This window comes from Streptomyces sp. NBC_00984 (genome assembly GCF_045162475.1).
Taxonomy (GTDB): Bacteria; Actinomycetota; Actinomycetes; order Streptomycetales; family Streptomycetaceae; genus Streptomyces.
This window is the reverse complement of record NZ_CP108735.1, coordinates 743,218-759,136: the sequence shown is the minus strand read 5'-3', so window position 1 is coordinate 759,136 and position 15,919 is coordinate 743,218. Positions and strand designations below refer to the sequence as shown.

Annotated in this window: 11 protein-coding genes and 2 pseudogenes; 6 read left to right on the top strand and 7 right to left on the bottom strand. The window is 71.1% G+C overall.

Features of this window, described 5'->3' with window-relative positions; all coding sequences use genetic code 11:
* The first annotated feature begins 14 nt into the window (after positions 1-14).
* The 5 genes and pseudogenes from OG520_RS43605 to OG520_RS43585 all read left to right on the top strand — a co-directional run.
* Positions 15-883 (top strand): annotated as a pseudogene (locus OG520_RS43605) (GNAT family N-acetyltransferase).
* Positions 880-1,986 (top strand): o-succinylbenzoate synthase, encoded by a 1,107-nt coding sequence (gene menC / locus OG520_RS43600; protein ID WP_331749274.1) that lies wholly within the window; start codon positions 880-882, stop codon positions 1,984-1,986. The pseudogene OG520_RS43605 and the gene menC overlap by 4 nt, the downstream one beginning before the upstream one ends.
* Before the next feature lie 76 nt (positions 1,987-2,062).
* A complete protein-coding gene (locus OG520_RS43595; RefSeq protein ID WP_331749271.1) occupies positions 2,063-3,721 on the top strand; it encodes a helix-turn-helix domain-containing protein in 1,659 nt (552 codons plus the stop codon).
* A gap of 243 nt (positions 3,722-3,964) precedes the next feature.
* Positions 3,965-5,356, top strand: coding sequence for a serine hydrolase (locus OG520_RS43590; RefSeq protein ID WP_331749269.1), 1,392 nt, complete (start codon positions 3,965-3,967; stop codon positions 5,354-5,356).
* Positions 5,353-5,826: pseudogene (locus OG520_RS43585) on the top strand (serine hydrolase); the annotation flags it as partial. The gene OG520_RS43590 and the pseudogene OG520_RS43585, both read left to right, overlap by 4 nt.
* Before the next feature lie 28 nt (positions 5,827-5,854).
* Here the strand turns inward: OG520_RS43585 and OG520_RS43580 are convergent.
* Both OG520_RS43580 and OG520_RS43575 read right to left on the bottom strand, forming a co-directional pair.
* Entirely contained in the window at positions 5,855-6,766 is a 912-nt protein-coding gene (locus OG520_RS43580) for an IS3 family transposase (protein WP_266693271.1), read from the bottom strand.
* Entirely contained in the window at positions 6,763-7,092 is a 330-nt protein-coding gene (locus tag OG520_RS43575) for a transposase (RefSeq protein ID WP_331749258.1), read from the bottom strand. Before OG520_RS43575 ends, OG520_RS43580 begins: the two co-directional genes overlap by 4 nt.
* A 330-nt stretch (positions 7,093-7,422) precedes the next feature.
* Between OG520_RS43575 and OG520_RS43570 the strand changes: the two genes are divergently transcribed.
* Positions 7,423-7,854: an SgcJ/EcaC family oxidoreductase gene (locus OG520_RS43570; RefSeq protein ID WP_331749256.1), complete on the top strand. Its 432-nt coding sequence runs from the start codon at positions 7,423-7,425 to the stop codon at positions 7,852-7,854.
* Between the two features lie 92 nt (positions 7,855-7,946).
* Here the strand turns inward: OG520_RS43570 and OG520_RS43565 are convergent, their stop codons facing one another.
* The 5 genes from OG520_RS43565 to OG520_RS43545 are packed head-to-tail and all read right to left on the bottom strand — an operon-like array spanning position 7,947 to position 15,911.
* Positions 7,947-9,014: a class I SAM-dependent methyltransferase gene (locus tag OG520_RS43565; protein WP_331749254.1), complete on the bottom strand. Its 1,068-nt coding sequence runs from the start codon at positions 9,012-9,014 to the stop codon at positions 7,947-7,949.
* Positions 9,011-10,306, bottom strand: coding sequence for a glycosyltransferase (locus OG520_RS43560; RefSeq protein WP_331749253.1), 1,296 nt, complete (start codon positions 10,304-10,306; stop codon positions 9,011-9,013). The genes OG520_RS43565 and OG520_RS43560 overlap by 4 nt, the downstream gene beginning before the upstream one ends.
* A complete protein-coding gene (locus OG520_RS43555; RefSeq protein WP_124723785.1) occupies positions 10,303-11,130 on the bottom strand; it encodes an alpha/beta fold hydrolase in 828 nt (275 codons plus the stop codon). The genes OG520_RS43560 and OG520_RS43555 overlap by 4 nt, the downstream gene beginning before the upstream one ends.
* 3 nt (positions 11,131-11,133) lie before the next feature.
* Positions 11,134-11,460 (bottom strand): acyl carrier protein, encoded by a 327-nt coding sequence (locus OG520_RS43550; RefSeq protein WP_124723786.1) that lies wholly within the window; start codon positions 11,458-11,460, stop codon positions 11,134-11,136.
* Positions 11,457-15,911, bottom strand: a complete 4,455-nt coding sequence (locus OG520_RS43545; protein ID WP_406016787.1) for a beta-ketoacyl synthase N-terminal-like domain-containing protein — start codon at positions 15,909-15,911, stop codon at positions 11,457-11,459. Before OG520_RS43545 ends, OG520_RS43550 begins: the two co-directional genes overlap by 4 nt.
* Between the last annotated feature and the right edge of the window lie 8 nt (positions 15,912-15,919).

The following is a 15,919-nucleotide window of genomic DNA, read 5'->3' as shown; positions in this document are numbered from 1 at the left end:
TGACGAATCTTGCGATGAACACGGAACGGCCGGTCCCATCGGAGACCTGCGACGAGGCGGTCGCGGCCGCGCGGGCGGCGGCCGCCGCGTCGGGGGTCGAGGTACGGGAGATCACCGAGATCGCCGAACTGACCGCGGCCGGAGTGCTCTTCGAGACGATCTGGCGGTCGGCCCGGCCGGTGACCACGGAGCTGCTGCGCGCGCTGTCGGCGGCCGGGAATTAGTGGCTGGCGCGTTAGCCGACGGCGAGTTGCTTGGCGCGTGCGTCGGATTTTTCGGCAATCCCGGAAAGGGCAGTCTGCACAGTCACATCGCCGGAGTCGCCAAGGCCGGTGCGGGCCGTGGAATCGGGTATGCGCTGAAATTGCACCAGCGCGGCTGGGCATTGTCGCAGGACGTCTCGGCGATCAAGTGGACGTTCGATCCACTGGTGCGCCGCAACGCCTATTTCAACCTCGGCAAACTCGGTGCGCTCCCGGTGCTGTACCTGCGCGACTTCTACGGCCCGATGGCGGACGGCATCAACGGTTCGGGCGACACCGACCGGCTGATGGTGTCCTGGGACCTGGCCGGCACGGCAGTGCGGGCCGCCGCGTTCGGCGAGCCCATCCGGACCGACGCGAAAGCCCTGCTCGAGCGGGGCGCTGCCGTGGCGCTCTCGGTGGACGCCAACGGCGGCCCGGCGACGGGCTCAGCAGATGCCCCGGTGGTGGTCGTCGCCGTCCCGGCCGACATCGAAGGCCTGCGCGGCACCGACCCCGGCAAAGCAGCCGATTGGCGGGCCGCGCTGCGCGAAACGCTCGGCGGACTGATGTCCGCAGGGGGCCGGGTGACCGGCTTCGACCGGGCCGGCTTTTACGTGATTTCCAAGGAGGAGCAGTGAAACTCAGCGGTGTGGAACTGCGCCGGGTGCAGATGCCGCTCGTCGCCCCGTTCCGGACTTCGTTCGGCACCCAGTCCGTGCGCGAACTCCTGCTGCTGCGGGCGGTGACGCCGGCGGGCGAGGGCTGGGGCGAGTGCGTGACGATGGCCGGCCCGCTGTACTCGTCGGAGTACAACGACGGCGCCGAGCACGTGCTGCGCCACTACCTCGTCCCGGCGCTGCTGGCCGCGGAGGACGTGACCGCGGCGAAGGTGACGCCGTTGCTGGCCCAGTTCAAGGGCCACCGGATGGCGAAGGGCGCGCTGGAGATGGCGGTGCTCGACGCCGAACTCCGCGCGAGCGAGCGATCCTTCGCGGCCGAGCTGGGGTCGGTCCGGGACACCGTGCCGTGCGGTGTTTCGGTCGGGATCATGGACACGATCCCGCAGTTGCTCGACGTCGTGGGCGGGTACCTGGACGACGGCTACGTGCGGATCAAGCTGAAGATCGAACCGGGCTGGGACGTCGAGCCGGTGCGCGCGGTCCGCGAACGCTTCGGCGAGGACGTGTTGCTGCAGGTGGACGCCAACACCGCCTACACCCTGGGCGATGCGCCGCAGCTGGCCCGCCTCGATCCGTTCGGCCTGTTGCTGATCGAGCAGCCACTGGAAGAGGAGGACGTCCTCGGCCACGCCGAACTGGCGCGCCGGATCAAGACGCCGATCTGCCTGGACGAATCGATCGTGTCGGCGCGCGCGGCGGCGGACGCGATCAAGCTGGGCGCAGTCCAGATCGTGAACATCAAGCCGGGTCGGGTCGGCGGTTACCTCGAAGCGCGGCGGGTGCACAACGTGTGCGCGGCGCACGCGGTTCCGGTGTGGTGCGGCGGGATGATCGAGACCGGCCTCGGCCGGGCGGCGAACGTCGCGCTGGCCTCGCTGCCGGGCTTCACGCTTCCCGGGGACACCTCCGCGTCCGACCGGTTCTACCGGACCGACATCACCGAGCCGTTCGTGCTGTCCGACGGGCACCTGCCGGTGCCGACCGGTCCGGGCCTCGGCGTGGCGCCGATTCCGGAGCTGCTCGACGAGGTGACCACCGCGAAGGTGTGGATCGGTTCGTAGCCTGGCACGAATTCCGGGGATAGATTCGGCCGAATCGAACCACCCGGTTCGACCAGGCCGGATCTACCTTCGGGGAGTGCTGACACCCGTGCCGAGCAAGCCGAACACGAGTCTGGGTCGCGTCCTCGAAGCCCTCGGGGACGTGCTCCTCGAGCCGGTCGCCGTCGGGCCGGACACCCGGCGGCAACTCGGCGGCGTGGTGATCCACGATCCGCACGACGACGCCGAGTTCCCCGCCAAGGCGGTCGTCCTCGGGGTCGGCGTGCGCGAACCCGACGAGATCGCGAAGCTGCTGCGCACCGTCGGCGAACGAGGGGCCGCCGCGCTGGTCGTGCGGTCGCCGGTCTCCGCGTCGACGGAACTGGTGCGGGCGGCCAACTCCACCGGGGTCGCGCTGCTCGGGCTGGCCAGCGGTGCGTCGTGGACGCAGCTCGCCGCGATGCTCCGCACATTGCTCGCCGAGGGCGACGTCGGCGATGTTTCCCCGCAGACGCTCGGCGGGATGCCGTCCGGCGATCTGTTCGCGCTCGCCAACGCGATCGCCGCGCTGCTGGACGCGCCGGTCACCATCGAGGACCGCAACTCGCGCGTGCTCGCGTTCTCCGGCCGCCAGGACGAGGCCGATCCTTCCCGCGTCGAAACGATTCTCGGCCGTCAGGTGCCCGAACGGTTCACCCGCGAACTGGAGAAGGAAGGCGTTTTCGAACGCCTTTACCGGGACCACGGGCCGGTTTACGTCTACCCGGACGGCTACGACGAGAACATCGCCATGCCTCGGGTCGCGGTCGCGGTCCGAGCCGGCGACGAGGTCCTCGGCTCGATCTGGGCCGCAGTCGACAACGAGCTCAGCGAAGAACGTACCGCGGCGATGGTCGACGCCTCGAAGATCGTTGCACTGCATATGCTTCGGCTGCGCGCGGGTGCCGATGTCGAGCGCCGGTTGCGGGCCGATCTGGTGAGCACCGCGCTCGAAGGCGGCTCCGGCGCGCCGGAAGCCATCGCGCGTCTTGGGTTGCTGGGGCAGCCCACCATCGTGCTCGCCATGGGACTCCTTGAGGTCCCCGACGACGACCTCCGGCTCGTCGCGGAACGCCAGCGAGTCGCCGACGCGTTCGCCATGCACCTCAGCGCCGTCCAGCCCCGGTCGGCGGTAGCGCTTGTCGGCGATGTCGCGTACGGCATCGTCCCGATGCCCGGGAACCACGGCGATTGCCGCGAACGCTCGGTGCGCGTCGCATCGACCTTCCTGGAACGCACCGGCCGCCGGGGCGCCGCCGTAATCGGCGTCGGACCGCTCGCGCTCGACGGCTCGGGCCTGCGTGCGTCCCGCGACGGTGCCGACCGCGCGTTGCGCGTGTTGCTCACCAACGGCGGCACAAAGCGAGTGATCACCGCCGAGGACGCGCACATCGAAGCGTTGATGCTCGAATTGGCGGACCTTTGCGCGGCACGCGGCGATGGCGCGACCGGGCCGATCGCGCGGCTGCTGGCCTACGACACGAAACACCAATCGCAGCTCGTGCACACGCTGCGGTGCTGGCTCGATTCTTTCGGCGACATCGGTGCCGCGTCGGCCGCCGCGTACGTGCATCCGAGCACATTCCGGTACCGGTTGCGCCGGCTCGCCGAGGTCGGCGGAATCGATCTCGACGACCCGGGAGACCGGTTCGCGGCGATGGTGCAGCTGCATTTGCTGCCGCGGGAAGGGAAAGCCGTTCCGGCTGAAGAGGCCTGACCGCCGTTCGGGTTGAAGAGGTTGACCGCCGTCCCGGTTGCTCCCCGGACGCGTTCCCGGGTCCTCGAGCGCGACGCATTCATCGGTTTCGCCGCGGCGACGGCAGTGGAGCCGCTGCGCACGGCCTGATTCGTCCGGGCGGAGGAACTTTCCCCGAGCTCTCCTCGGTCCGGACGAACAAGTGACGCAGGCCACGGACCTAGCATTCCGGAAACGCCATCCTCACCCGGGCAGAAGGTGCACATGTCGAAAATTTCTGAAATCGAGACTTGGCTCCAGGAGAACTTCGCCGCCCTGCTGGCCGAGCATCAGGTTCCCGGCGCCGCGATCGCGGTGCTCGCCGACGGCGAGGTGATCGACCACGCGGTGGGCATCCTGAACAAGGCCACCGGGGTGCAGTCCACTGTGGACTCGCTGTTCCAGATCGGGTCGATCACCAAGGTGTGGACGACCACCCTGATCATGCAGCTGGTCGACGAGGGCCGCCTCGACCTCGACCGGCCGGTGCGCGACTACCTGCCGGAGTTCGCGCTCGGCGACGACAAGGTCGCGGCCGCGATCACCGTCCGGCAGCTGACCTGCCACACCGCCGGCTTCGAGGGCGACATCTTCACCGACACCGGGCCTGGCGACGACGCGGTGGAGAAGCTCATCGCGACACTGTCCGACGCGCCGCAGCTCTTCCCGCCGGGCGAGCGGTTCTCCTACAACAACGCCGGCTACTGCGTACTCGGCCGCATCATCGAGGTGCTGCGCGGCAAGTGCTGGGACGACTGCGTGCGCGACCACCTCTTCGTGCCGCTCGGCCTGACCCACGCCGCATCTGGTCCCTACGACGCGATCCGCTACCGCGTCGCGATCGGCCACGTCGCCCCGAAGCCGGGCGAGGAACCGGTGCCCGCGCCGATCTGGGCGCTCACCCGCTCGAACGCCCCGGCCGGTTCGACGCTCACGATGCGCCCGCGGGACCTGCTGACCTTCGTCCGAATGCACCTGAACGACGGCAAGGCCGACGACGGCACCCAGCTGCTGTCGCCGGAGTCGCTGGCCGCGATGCGCGAGCCGCAGGTGGAGGTGCCCGCGCTCGGCATCATGGCCGCCCACTGGGGTCTCGGTTGGATGCTCTTCGGCTGGGAGGGCGACGAGGTGATCGGCCACGACGGCGGCACCATCGGCCAGTCGGCCTTCCTACGCGTGGTGCCGGAGCGCAACGTCGCGGTCGCGTTGCTGACCAACGGCGGGCAGCCGCTGCACGTCTACCAACAGGTCCTCGGCAAGCTGCTTGACGAACTCGCCGGCGTCAAGCTCCCGGCACTGCCGGAGCCGAACCCCGCGGCCGCCCCGGCCGACCTGTCCCGGTACGTGGGCGAATACTCGTCGATGGTCGCCGATACCGTCGTTACCGCGGAAGACGGCAAGCTGTGGATAGAGCGCACCCCGAAGGGGATCTTCGCCGAGCTCGGCGGCGCGCCCCCGGCAAAGGAGGAACTGCTGCCCTACCTCGGCGACACGTTCGTCGCCAACGTCCCGCAGGTCCCGGGTGTCTATATGGCACACGCGTTCGTCGGCGATGACGGCACGGGCCGCGCCCAGTTCCTCCACACCGGACGCGCCGACCGGCGGAGGTCCCAGTGAGCGAGATCCGCGAACAGATCGAAGCCGTCTTCGCCGAAGCCAGCGCGGAAGGGTTCCTGCACGCTCGCGAAGTCGGCGTGCCGGACGGACCCGACGTGTCGGCGGGCGGCGACGACCCGGTGGTGCTGGCGTCGGTGTTCAAGATTCCGGTGGCCGTCGCCTACGCCCGCGAAGTCGCGGCGGGACGGCTCGACGAGACCGAGCAGGCGTTGGTGACCGCGCGGTACCGGATCGGCGGTATCGGCACTGCGGGCTGCGCCGACGACGTCGAGATGAGTTGGCGCGACCTCGCGCACTTCATGCTCACGATGAGCGACAACGCCGCGACCGACCTGGTGTTCCACCGCGTGGGCCAGGAAGCGGTGGACCGGGTGCTGGCCGACCTCGGGCTGGTCCGCACCCGGCTGATCGGTTGCTGCGAGGACCTGTTCGCATCCGTCGTGGCGGACCTCGGCGGGAACTCGGACTCTGTCAATCCCCTCGTTCTGTGGAGATCTTCTATGCGGCCAGCCCCAAGGCGGAGTTGGCTCGGTGGTCGTGTTCGTAGTCGATCGGGCTGTGGTATCCGCACACGCTGTGTAGTCGGTGGGTGTTGTAGAAGCCGGTGATCCAGGTGGCGATCCTCAGCCGGGCCTCGGCCCGGGTAGCGAAGGTGTGCCGGTAGACGTACTCAACCTTGAGCACGCTGTTGAACGCCTCGCTGACGGCGTTGTCGAAACATGACCCGACCCGGCCCATGGACTGCGTCACGCCCAGGCGCCGGCAGGCGCGCTTGAACCGCCGGGACACATATTCGCTGCCGCGATCCGAGTGGAAGAGCACGCCCTTCACGTCGCCACCGCGGGTGGCGGCAGCCATGTTCATGGACGCGACGACGAGCTCGGCGTCGTGTCGTTCGCCCATCGCATAGCCGAGCAGGCGCCGCGAGAACAGATCGATCACGGTGGCCAGATACAGCTTGCCCTCACCGGTGACGATCTCCGTCATGTCGCCGGCCCACACCTGGTCGGGTGCGTCCGCGGTGAAGTCCCGGCGCACGAAGTCCGGAGCCGCGGCCCGTTTGCCGGGCCTGGTCAGCCCGCGGCGCCGACGGATCTTGCGTCCGGCCAGGCCGAGCTCGGCCATGATCTTGGCGACGGTGTTCACCGAGACGCGCCATCCTTCCCGCAGGAGCCTGATCCAGACCTTCGGTGAGCCATAGGTGCCGCCCGAGCCCTCGAAGATCTGCTTGATGGCCTCGGCCAGCTTCCCGCGCCGGACCTCGCGGGTTGTCATGGGCTTGCCGCGCCACTTGTAGAACCAGGACTCCGACACCCCAAGAACCCGGCAGGCCAGGCGGTGCGGGACGTGGTGCTCGGCCCTCTGGTTACCGATGAACGCGGCCAGTGCCGCGGGATCGGACTCGGTCATTTCACCCAGAGGGCCATGCATCGCTTGAAGACATCACGCTCCATCTCCAGCTCCCGGATGCGCTTGTTCTTCTCGCCCATCTCCCGCCGCAGCCGCTCCAGTTCCGCGCGCTCGCTCTCCCGCACCCGCCCGCCACTCTCCGCGGCCGCGGGCCGGTCGGACGATGCCGACCCGTTGCGGCGCCACCGCGAGACCCAGCTGTGCAGCGTGCCCGGATGGACACCGAGCTCCTCAGCGACCTGCGGGACCGGCTTCCCCGTCTCGATCACGATGCGTACAGCACCCTCACGGAACTCGGCGTCGTACGTCCGCTTGTCGGTTCCCATGAACCTCAACTTCCCCTGCAATCACGGACTCCACGCTACGAGGGGAGGGACAGCTCGGCGCGCTGCCTGCTGCCGTATAGACGCTCGGCCCTCCCTGTACGAGAATCCGGCCCGGCAGACCCCCGTGGTGGCCTCCGGTCGGCGGCCTGCCACCCACCTCAGTCGCCCCTGTGCCGGCTGGTCAGCAGCAATGTGGCACCTGTAACACCAGCAGACGATGAACCTGCTCGTCTCGTGGCTTGACCTCGATCATGGTTGATGTTGTGGGGTGGGCGATGGCGGCATTCGCAGCCACAACCTGAGCAATTCGGCGCCGAGAAGGGAACTGTCATGACGAGCGACATTCTTGTAGTGGGGACGATTTCGCCGGAGACCCGGACCGCGGTGACCGGTGTGGTGAAGCGCCTGGAGAAGGCCTTCAATGTGAAAGACCCGGTTGCGCTGGGCGAGCAGTACACCGAGCACGCCTCCTGGACCAACGCGAGGGGCACGCGTCTTGACGGCAGGGAAGCGATTACCGAGTTCAGCGCTCCGGCGCTGAAGAGCTTCCTGCACGACTCCTTTGCCCGGTACGACGTGGTCAAGATGTTGGAGATAGCCCCCGACGTGATCGCGGTGAACGTGGCGCAGACGCCCACCGACAGCGCGGGCAATCCTGTCGACGGTCCGTGGGGGGCGACGCTCTACGTGATCGCCGAGCAGGTGGACGGCTGGCGCATCGTGGCGGGCCAGAACATGGCCGTCGACCTGCAGGCCGTGTGATACCAGGCCGTGATGCGGGCCGGCTGCCCGAGCCGATGTCGCGGGGATCCGCGCCGGGCAGCCGGCGCCGAGACGGCGCCTCGCCCCGCCCGTCAGTCGCGCCGGGCCACGATCCGGTACGCGTTCGACACCCGAAGCCGGTACGACAGCGGCCGCACCGCGAACCGGTCGAGCAGGGTGCCCACCACCAGCGCCGGAATGCCGGCGACCAGCAGCGCCCCGCGCAGCGTGCGGCGCAGCCGGCTCGGTGGCTCGGGCAGCCACGGCGCATCGTCGCGCGGTGCCGCATGGTTCAGCGCCAGCCATACGGCGGCCAGCAGGTCGACCGGGTCGTGCGGCTCCGCGTGCTGCTCGGCGACCACTGTGAAGCCCATTTCCGTGAGCCGCGCCCGCAGATTGGCCACCGGGACGAAGTGCAGGTGCTGCGGCTGGAGCCAGGGCAGCCACCAACGGCCCAGCAGCCTCCCGTAGCGGCTCTCGGGGTCCGGCACCTCGATGAGGAGATGCCCGCCGGGCCGTACCGTCTCCCATGCGGCGCGCAGTTCGCGATCGGGATCGGTGCTGTGCTCCAGGTAGTGGAACATGCTCACCACGTCGTAGTGGCTGGCCAGTTCGGGTGCGAGGTCGGGGAAACTGCCCCGGTGGCCACGGTCCACCCGGCCCTCGCGCTCGGCCAGTTCGACGCCGTCGGTGAAGTCGAGTCCGTCGAACACGGTGTGGGGCAGCACCGCCCGCGCAGCCGCGCAGAAGTGGCCGTGCCCGGTCCCGACGTCCAGCCATCTCTTCGGCGCGGAGTCGTACGGCAGCATCGACTCCGCCCGTCCCCGGTACATCTTGGTACGGCCCCCGAAGGTGTCACCGAGTTGTTTCTCGCCGAGCCCGTCGTAGAAGTCGCGGTAGTAGAAATCCAGTCCCTGTTCGTTGAGCCGGGGGTTCTGGAAGGTGTGACCGCAGCCTTCGCAGCGGTCGAGAACGAAACGGCCCGGCTTGTGCTGGAGCAGGTCGGTGGTGCGCAGCCGGGTGGTCAGCTCCTGCGAACCGCACCATGGGCAGTCGGTGCGGCGCGGCCCGAAGAAGCGCTCCCAGCCGGCGGCGATGTCCGCCTGATACGCGGGCCGCAGCCGGGCGATCCGGTCAGTTGACTCGGTGTCCTCGCTCATCTGAACTCCCTGGCTGTTCCCGTACGTCGTGGGGCTGCATCGGCTGATTCGCGGTGCGCGAGTGTGTCTCTCGAAGTCGGGGCCGCCCGGGTGGACATGGCGGAGCCGTCCCGGGCGGCGGCACTGACCACCTGTCGCACAGCGAGATCACCGAGGTGGAGCGCGGCGGCACGGGCCCCACCCGCGGAACGGAACGCCGTACGGATCCGGTGGGCCCCGTCGCGGTATTCGGGATCGTCCAGGACGGAGTCGACCGCCGAGGCCAGCTTCTGGACGGTGACCCGCCCGAACCGCACCCGCACCCCCGCCCCGGCGTCCACGACCTGTCCGGCCACCACCGGCTGGTCATCGCGGATGGGAGCTACCACGAGGGGCACCCCGTGCCACAGGGCCTCGCACACGCTGTTGTGGCCGGCGTGGCAGACGACTGCGCCAACGCCCCTTTCCAGGAGGGAGAGTTGCGGCACGGACGGCACGATCAGCACATCCTTGTCGCCGTCCCGCGCCGAGAGCACGCCACCGGGGTCGGCGATCACCGCCTGCACCCGGTCGGCCCGCTCCCGCAGCGCGCTCCGGCACACGTCGAGGAAGCGGCCGCCGACATCGGCGTTCGCCGTGCCCAAGGTGACCAGGACGGTGGTGCGGCCGGCATCGAGCCATTCCCACGGGAAGCCGGCGGCGGACGGACGCGCCGTGATCGACGGACCGACCCAGCACACTCCGTCGTGCGCGGAACCTGCCAACTCCGGTGTGTTGAAGGCGAGGACGAGATGTGGTGAGAAGCGGGGGTCGGCCGTGCCCGCCGGGTCCCCGACGGCCTCCCTGAGCGCGCCCAGCCGCTGCTGCAGCCACTGGCCGACCTTGGGAAGCCCGGCGAGGGGGTCGGTGAACTCGGCCGACGTGGTCGCCGAGGTCGCCCACGGCAGGCCCAGCCGCTCCGCGATCAGAGCGCCCGCGAAGGCCTGCTGGTCGGCGACGACGACATCCGGCCGGAACGCCTCGACGGCGGCCCGGACCCCCGGAGCCATCGACTCGGCCAGCGGCAGCAGGTACCGCTCCCACAGGAACTTCAGCGCCTCCGGGCCGCGCAGCTCGGTCGGCCGCTCGCCCCGGGGCGCCCCGGCGCACGCCATGACGGGCCCGGCCCCGGGGCCCGCGAGCCGGCCGACCAGCGCCGGATCGGGACACACCCACGCCACCGCATGTCCTGACGCGACGAGTTCGGCGGCGACACCGACGGTCGGGTTGATGTGCCCGACCAGGGGCGGGACGACGAAGAGGAAGCGGCTCACCCGGCCACCTCCGCCGCCACCCGCCCGGTGGTGCGGCCGGCCTCCTCGACGAGTGCCAGGATGTGCCGGCCGACCGTGCCGGAGGCCTCCACCAGGACCGAGTGCTCGTGCCCCGGGATCACCACGGTCCGGCAGTCCGGAAGCGTCGATGCCAGCCAGGGCGCGAGTTCGGCGAGATCGGAGTCGCCGCCGTACAGGCCGAGCACCGGGCAGCGCACTGCCGCGATCCGGCCGGCCGTCAGGACGCCGCTGGCCGGGATGTCCCGGCCGAGGGTGGTGTCACGGGCCAGTCTGGCCGCGCCCTTGGCCAGCCGCGCCGTGTTGTGCCCGCGGTGGGTGCTGATCCAGGCGATCGCGTCGGGCTCGTTGTGGGCGAGCTGGGTCACGACGCGGTCCAGGATGCCCCCCAGCTTCTCTGCCCAGGCGGCGGTGGCCGGTTCGGACTCGATGAGACTGACGCTCGCCACCCGCTCTGGGCGCCGGGCCGCGAAGCCGAACGCGATCGTGCCGCCGAAGGAGTTGCCGACCAGATGCACCGGACCGGTCACCGCCAGCCGGTCGAGCAGCGCCTCCAGGTCGTCGATGTTGTGCTCGACCGTGTAGCCCTCGGCAGGGCGTCCACTGCGCCCGTGGCCGCGCAGGTCGTACATGACGACGTCGAGACCGGCGGCCGCGAACGCGGGTGCGACGGTGAAGTAGTAGCTGGCCAGGCTGTCCGTGAGCAGACCGTGCACCAGCACTACGGTGGCGGTGGCCGGCTGGCCACCGCGAGGACCGATCCGCTGTACGTGCAACCGGACGGAGCCGGTGTCGACCATTGCCATGGCTCAGCTCGCCTCCCCCGCCTTGAGACTGGTGACGACGTACTCGACCAGCCGTCCGACGGTCAGTTCGATGATCTCGTCGAACTCCATACCGGCCAGGAACTCCGCGAAGTTGACCCGGTCTCCGTACCGCTCCTGGAGCAGCCCGGCCAGAGTGACGAGGTCGATGCTCTCCAGCTCCAGATCACGGTTGAAGGTGGTCCTCATGCCGATCTCGATGTCGTCGAGGCCGTACTCGTCCTCCAGGAGCCGCGCCAGCATGCCGGTGAGGTCGGCAAGTACGGACTCCTCGTCGGCGGTGACAGGGGTGTGGGGGGTGGGCGCATTCATCGGGCGTCGTACTCCTTAGCGGTCGGGTTTCCCGTCGTCCATGCGACTGCGTACGCGCGCTCCGGCAGCCGGGGCGGGTTGGTGGCCGGTACGCAGTGCACGGTGTAGGTGCGTTGCAGGCGGCCCGCGACGGCCAGCCGGTCGCCCGCCGGGGTCGCGTCGAACACGGTGAAGTCCCGCGGCCGGCCGCCGAATCCGGTGCCCTCCGCCTTGGCGACGGACTCCTTGGCGGCCCAGAAACGGGTGAACCACACGGCCTCGCTCTCGCCGGTGTCGGCCGACAGGCGGTGCAGCAGCCGCAGCTCGTCCCCGCCGAGGGCGGCGGCGAGGGCCTGCGGGGTGCGGTCGGTGACCTCCTCGATGTCGATGCCGGGGCCGGGGCCGGTCCGGTGCGGTCGGACGATCGCGACAGCTGCCTCCGCGCAGTGGGCCAGCGAGACGTCCAGCGGGGGCAGGGGCCGTCCGTGCACGCCGGTGACGTACGGACGGCCCGTCTCGTCGTTGTGCACCCGCAGTTCCGCCGGGAAGACGGGGCCCTCGCCGTGGTCCCACAGCCACTGCCGCACCGCGTCCTTCACTGCGATGCGCCCCAGCAGCCACTGTCGGCGCCCTCGTGGCGCGTGGCGGGCGTACTCCGCGCGCTCCGCACCGCCCAGGGAGTTGCGCATGATCAGCTCCCGGGACGCCAGGTCCGGCCACCTCTCGTGCAGCAGCCGCCAGCCGCCGGGGCGCGGCTCGGACAGGGTGTTGCGATCCGGGAAGCGCTCGACGGGCCGGGTCTGCGGGTCGTTGTCGAAGCGGCGGTCCTGCCAGCCGTACAGCTCCGCCCACACGGTGCCCCCGGCCCTCAGCTGTACGTCGGCCTCCAGAAGGGCATCGGTGAGCGAGGTGACGCGCACCAGGCATTCCACCTCTGTGCCCGGCGCCGGATGCGGCCCGTAGAACCGCATCTCCCGCATCCCGACCGGGAACACGACGGTGCGCTCGGAACGGGTCGCCATGATCCAGTAGCCGAGTAGCTGGCCGACGTTGTCCAGCAGCGCGCCGGGCGCGGAAGGGGTGGTGAGACGTCCGCGCACATGGCGGTCGCCGATCGCCGTGAGTTCGCTGACGCCCTGGAACGCCGGGCCGTGGAACATCCAGCGCTCGGCGTAGAGCTGGGCAGCCGTGTGGTCGGGGGCGTGCTCGGCTCCGGGATCGGTGACCCATGGGGCGGGGGGCGGAGTGGGGTACGCGCCGGCGAGCTCCACGGTGGCGCGGGCCCGCGGGCCGAAGGAGACGGCGAGAAGCCCCGGATCCTTCGGCGTCACGGTCACGGGCACGTCGACTGCCGGGGTGGCGGTGAGCCACTCGTCGAACCGCGCGCCGTGCACGGCGACCGGCAGCCCGCCGGGGAACGTCTCCTGCGCGGCGTCCACGATGTGCTGCACGATCGTCGTGGCCGGGACGACCGGCCACCGGTCGGCGACTTCGGGCCAGCCGGGCCGTTGGGGGAAGAAGCAGTGGTCCAGAAGGTAGGGCATGGTGTCGGGCGAGACGTGGACGGTGGTGTGCCGCGGCCCGGCGGACGGAGCCGGCGCAGGCGTCCCCGTCCTCGCGGACATGAGGGCGGCGGCCGTGTCCGCGGTCTCGCTCAGCAGGGCGCTCAGTTCGGCGGCCACCGGGGAGCTCTCGGCGAGGGAGTCCAGCGGCGACGGGCCGGCCGGGACCGGCGCCCGCGCGGGCGCCCGCGCGGGCGCCCGCAGCCCGGCCCGCAGCCCGGGGAGCCGTTGGGGCGAGAGGAACACCAGAGCGCCGCTCAAGTCCAGTCGTACCGGCGGCCGTTGAGATGTGGTCGCCGTCTCGGCGGGTTGCAGGGAGGGCGCCACCGCCGAACCCGCCGTCCACAGCGCGGTGGCCACCCGGCGCAACTGGGCGAGGCCGGTGCGGTGGGGCGAGTTGGCGGCGACCACCAGGTGGTCGCGACCGCCCAGGGTGTCGCTCACCAGGGAGCCGAGCTGACCGGGGCCGACCTGGACGAACACCCGGTGACCGGCCGCGTTCAGGGCCTCTGTCAGCTGGCGGAACCGTACGGGTTCCAGCAGATGCCGGACGAAGAGAGCCCGGATCCCCGTCTCGTCCTCGGGGAACGGTGCGGCGGTCGTGCCCGACCAGAGCGGGGTGTGCGGCGGATGCAGCCGGAAGCGGCGGGCGGCCTCCTCCATCGGTCCGACATGGGGGCGCAGCATCGGCGTGTGGAAGCCCGATTGGAACGGCAGGACCTGGCTGAGAACGCCCTGGGCGCGACGCGCCCGTACGAAGTCCTCCACCGCCGCCTGCGGACCGCACACCATCGACTGACCGGGCGCGTTGTCGTGGGAGAGGACCAGGCCCGCCCGGCTCCCGCCCTCGTCGCGCAGGGCGGCCAGAACGTGCTCGGCGCTGGTGCCGATCGCGCCGAAGGCGAGACCGGGGACAGTCACCGAGTCGGGGTCGAAGGCGGCCATGAACGCGTCGACCTCGTCCCCGGAATACAGCCCGGCCGCGGCCATGGCCGTCCACTCGCCGACGCTGTGTCCGGCGACCGCGTCCGGCACGATCCCGCTGCGGCGCAGCGCCGCGTCGAGGAGGCGGCCGACGGCGACCACGCCGAAACCGTGCCGGCCCACGTCGTCGGTCCGGTCTCCGTCGACTGCGGGGGCACGCAGACCGAAATGGGCGGCCACGTCGTCGACCTGCGGGGTGAACTCGCCCTCCAGGCCCGGGAACAGGAATGCCAGTCGGCCGTGGCCGGCACCCAGGAGGGGGCCCGGCCGGAACCAGACGTCACCGCGTCCGTGCCAGCCCCGCTGCCGGGCGACCGCGCGGCGTGCCAGGGCGAGCCGTTTGGCGGTCGGTCCGACGATGCCGAGGCGGGCGGGGCCCGCCTCGGGGTGCGGGTGGCCGGGGGCGAGACCGGCCGCCCGTACGGTGTCGTCGTCGGCGTCCAGCAGGGCGGCGAGGTGCGCCGGGGATTCGGCGGCGAGGAGCAGGACATGCTCGGGCTCGTCGACCTCGACGACCGGGCGGGCCGGTGCGCTCGCGCGGGACCCGTGCCCGTCCGGGGCCTCCTCCAGCACCACATGCGCGTTGATCCCGCCGAAGCCGAACGCGTTGACGGCGGCCCGGCGCACGGGGCTGCGCGCGGTGGTCTCCCAGTCGGCGGCCTTCTCCAGGGTGCGGAACCGGGTGCGGGCCAGGGCGGGGTGCGGGTCGTCGCAATGGAGTGTCGGAAGGAGTGTCCGGTGGTGGACGGCGAGTGCGGCCTTGACCAGACCGGCGACCCCGGCGGCCGGCATGGCATGCCCGATCATCGACTTGACCGATCCCAGCACCGCGTCACCGTCTCCGGGTCCGAACACATCGGCGAGCGTGGCGAGTTCGGCACTGTCACCTGCCGGTGTCGCGGTGCCGTGCGCCTCCAGCAGGCCGACCGAGCCCGGCTCGGCGGGGTCGAGTCCGGCCGCCCGCCATGCCTGCCGCACTGCGTGCGCCTGTCCACCGGGCTCGGGGTTCATGAGTCCGGCCGCCCGTCCGTCGCTGGCCACTCCGGTGCCCCGGACCACCGCGTAGATCCGGTCTCCGGCGCGCTCGGCGTCGGCCAGCCGCTTGAGGACGACAACGCCCGTCCCCTCACCGATCAGGATGCCGTCGGCGTCCCGGTGGAAGGGCCGGATGCGCTGGCTGGGAGAGAGTGCGCGCAGCTGGGAGAAGACGCTCCACAGCGTGATGTCGTGGCAGTGGTGGACGCCGCCGGCGAGCATCACGTCGCACCGCCCGGAGGCGAGTTCGCCCACGGCCTGGTCCACGGCGACCAGTGAGGAGGCGCAGGCGGCGTCCACCGTGTACGCGGGCCCGCGCAGATCGAGCCGGTTGGCGACCCGGGAGGCGGCGAGGTTGGGCACCAGGCCGATCGCGGACTCGGGGCTGTCCGGACCGAGACGCTCGGTGAATGCCTGGCGCACTCCCGCGAGTTGGTCACCCGTCAGGTCCGGGAGCAGCTCCGCCAGTGTGCGGACCAGTTGGCCGGCCGTACGGACCCGCTGGTCGAGCCGGACCAGGCCGGGCGTGAGATAGCCACCCCTGCCCAGAACGACGCCGACCCGCCCTCGGTCGGGGAGGCGGTCCGTGCCGCCCGCGTCGTCGAGGGCGGCCGAAGCCACGTGCAGGGCGATGAGCTGGTCGGGCTCGGTACCGGCCACCGAGTTCGGCATGATCCCGAACCGGGTGACCTCCACCTGCGCGAGTCCGTCCACGAACCCGCCGCGGCGGGCGTAGACCTGGTTCGCGACGGCCGGGGCGGAGGCGGTGCCCGGGTGGTAGTACTCGGCGTCCCAACGCCCGTCCGGTACCGCGCCGATCGCGTCCACGCCGTCGCGCAGGTTGCGCCAGTAGGCGTCCAGGTCCGCGGCGCCGGGCAGCAGCACCGCCATCCCGACGA

What these genes read in the sequence shown, in the direction of transcription:
- OG520_RS43590 (WP_331749269.1), top strand. Translation starts at nt 3,965, where the DNA reads ATGTCGAAAATTTCTGAAATCGAGACTTGGCTCCAGGAGAACTTCGCC.
- OG520_RS43580 (WP_266693271.1), bottom strand. Translation starts at nt 6,766, where the DNA reads ATGACCGAGTCCGATCCCGCGGCACTGGCCGCGTTCATCGGTAACCAG.
- OG520_RS43575 (WP_331749258.1), bottom strand. Translation starts at nt 7,092, where the DNA reads ATGGGAACCGACAAGCGGACGTACGACGCCGAGTTCCGTGAGGGTGCT.
- OG520_RS43570 (WP_331749256.1), top strand. Translation starts at nt 7,423, where the DNA reads ATGACGAGCGACATTCTTGTAGTGGGGACGATTTCGCCGGAGACCCGG.
- OG520_RS43565 (WP_331749254.1), bottom strand. Translation starts at nt 9,014, where the DNA reads ATGAGCGAGGACACCGAGTCAACTGACCGGATCGCCCGGCTGCGGCCC.
- OG520_RS43555 (WP_124723785.1), bottom strand. Translation starts at nt 11,130, where the DNA reads ATGGCAATGGTCGACACCGGCTCCGTCCGGTTGCACGTACAGCGGATC.
- OG520_RS43550 (WP_124723786.1), bottom strand. Translation starts at nt 11,460, where the DNA reads ATGAATGCGCCCACCCCCCACACCCCTGTCACCGCCGACGAGGAGTCC.
- OG520_RS43545 (WP_406016787.1), bottom strand. Translation starts at nt 15,911, where the DNA reads ATGGCGGTGCTGCTGCCCGGCGCCGCGGACCTGGACGCCTACTGGCGC.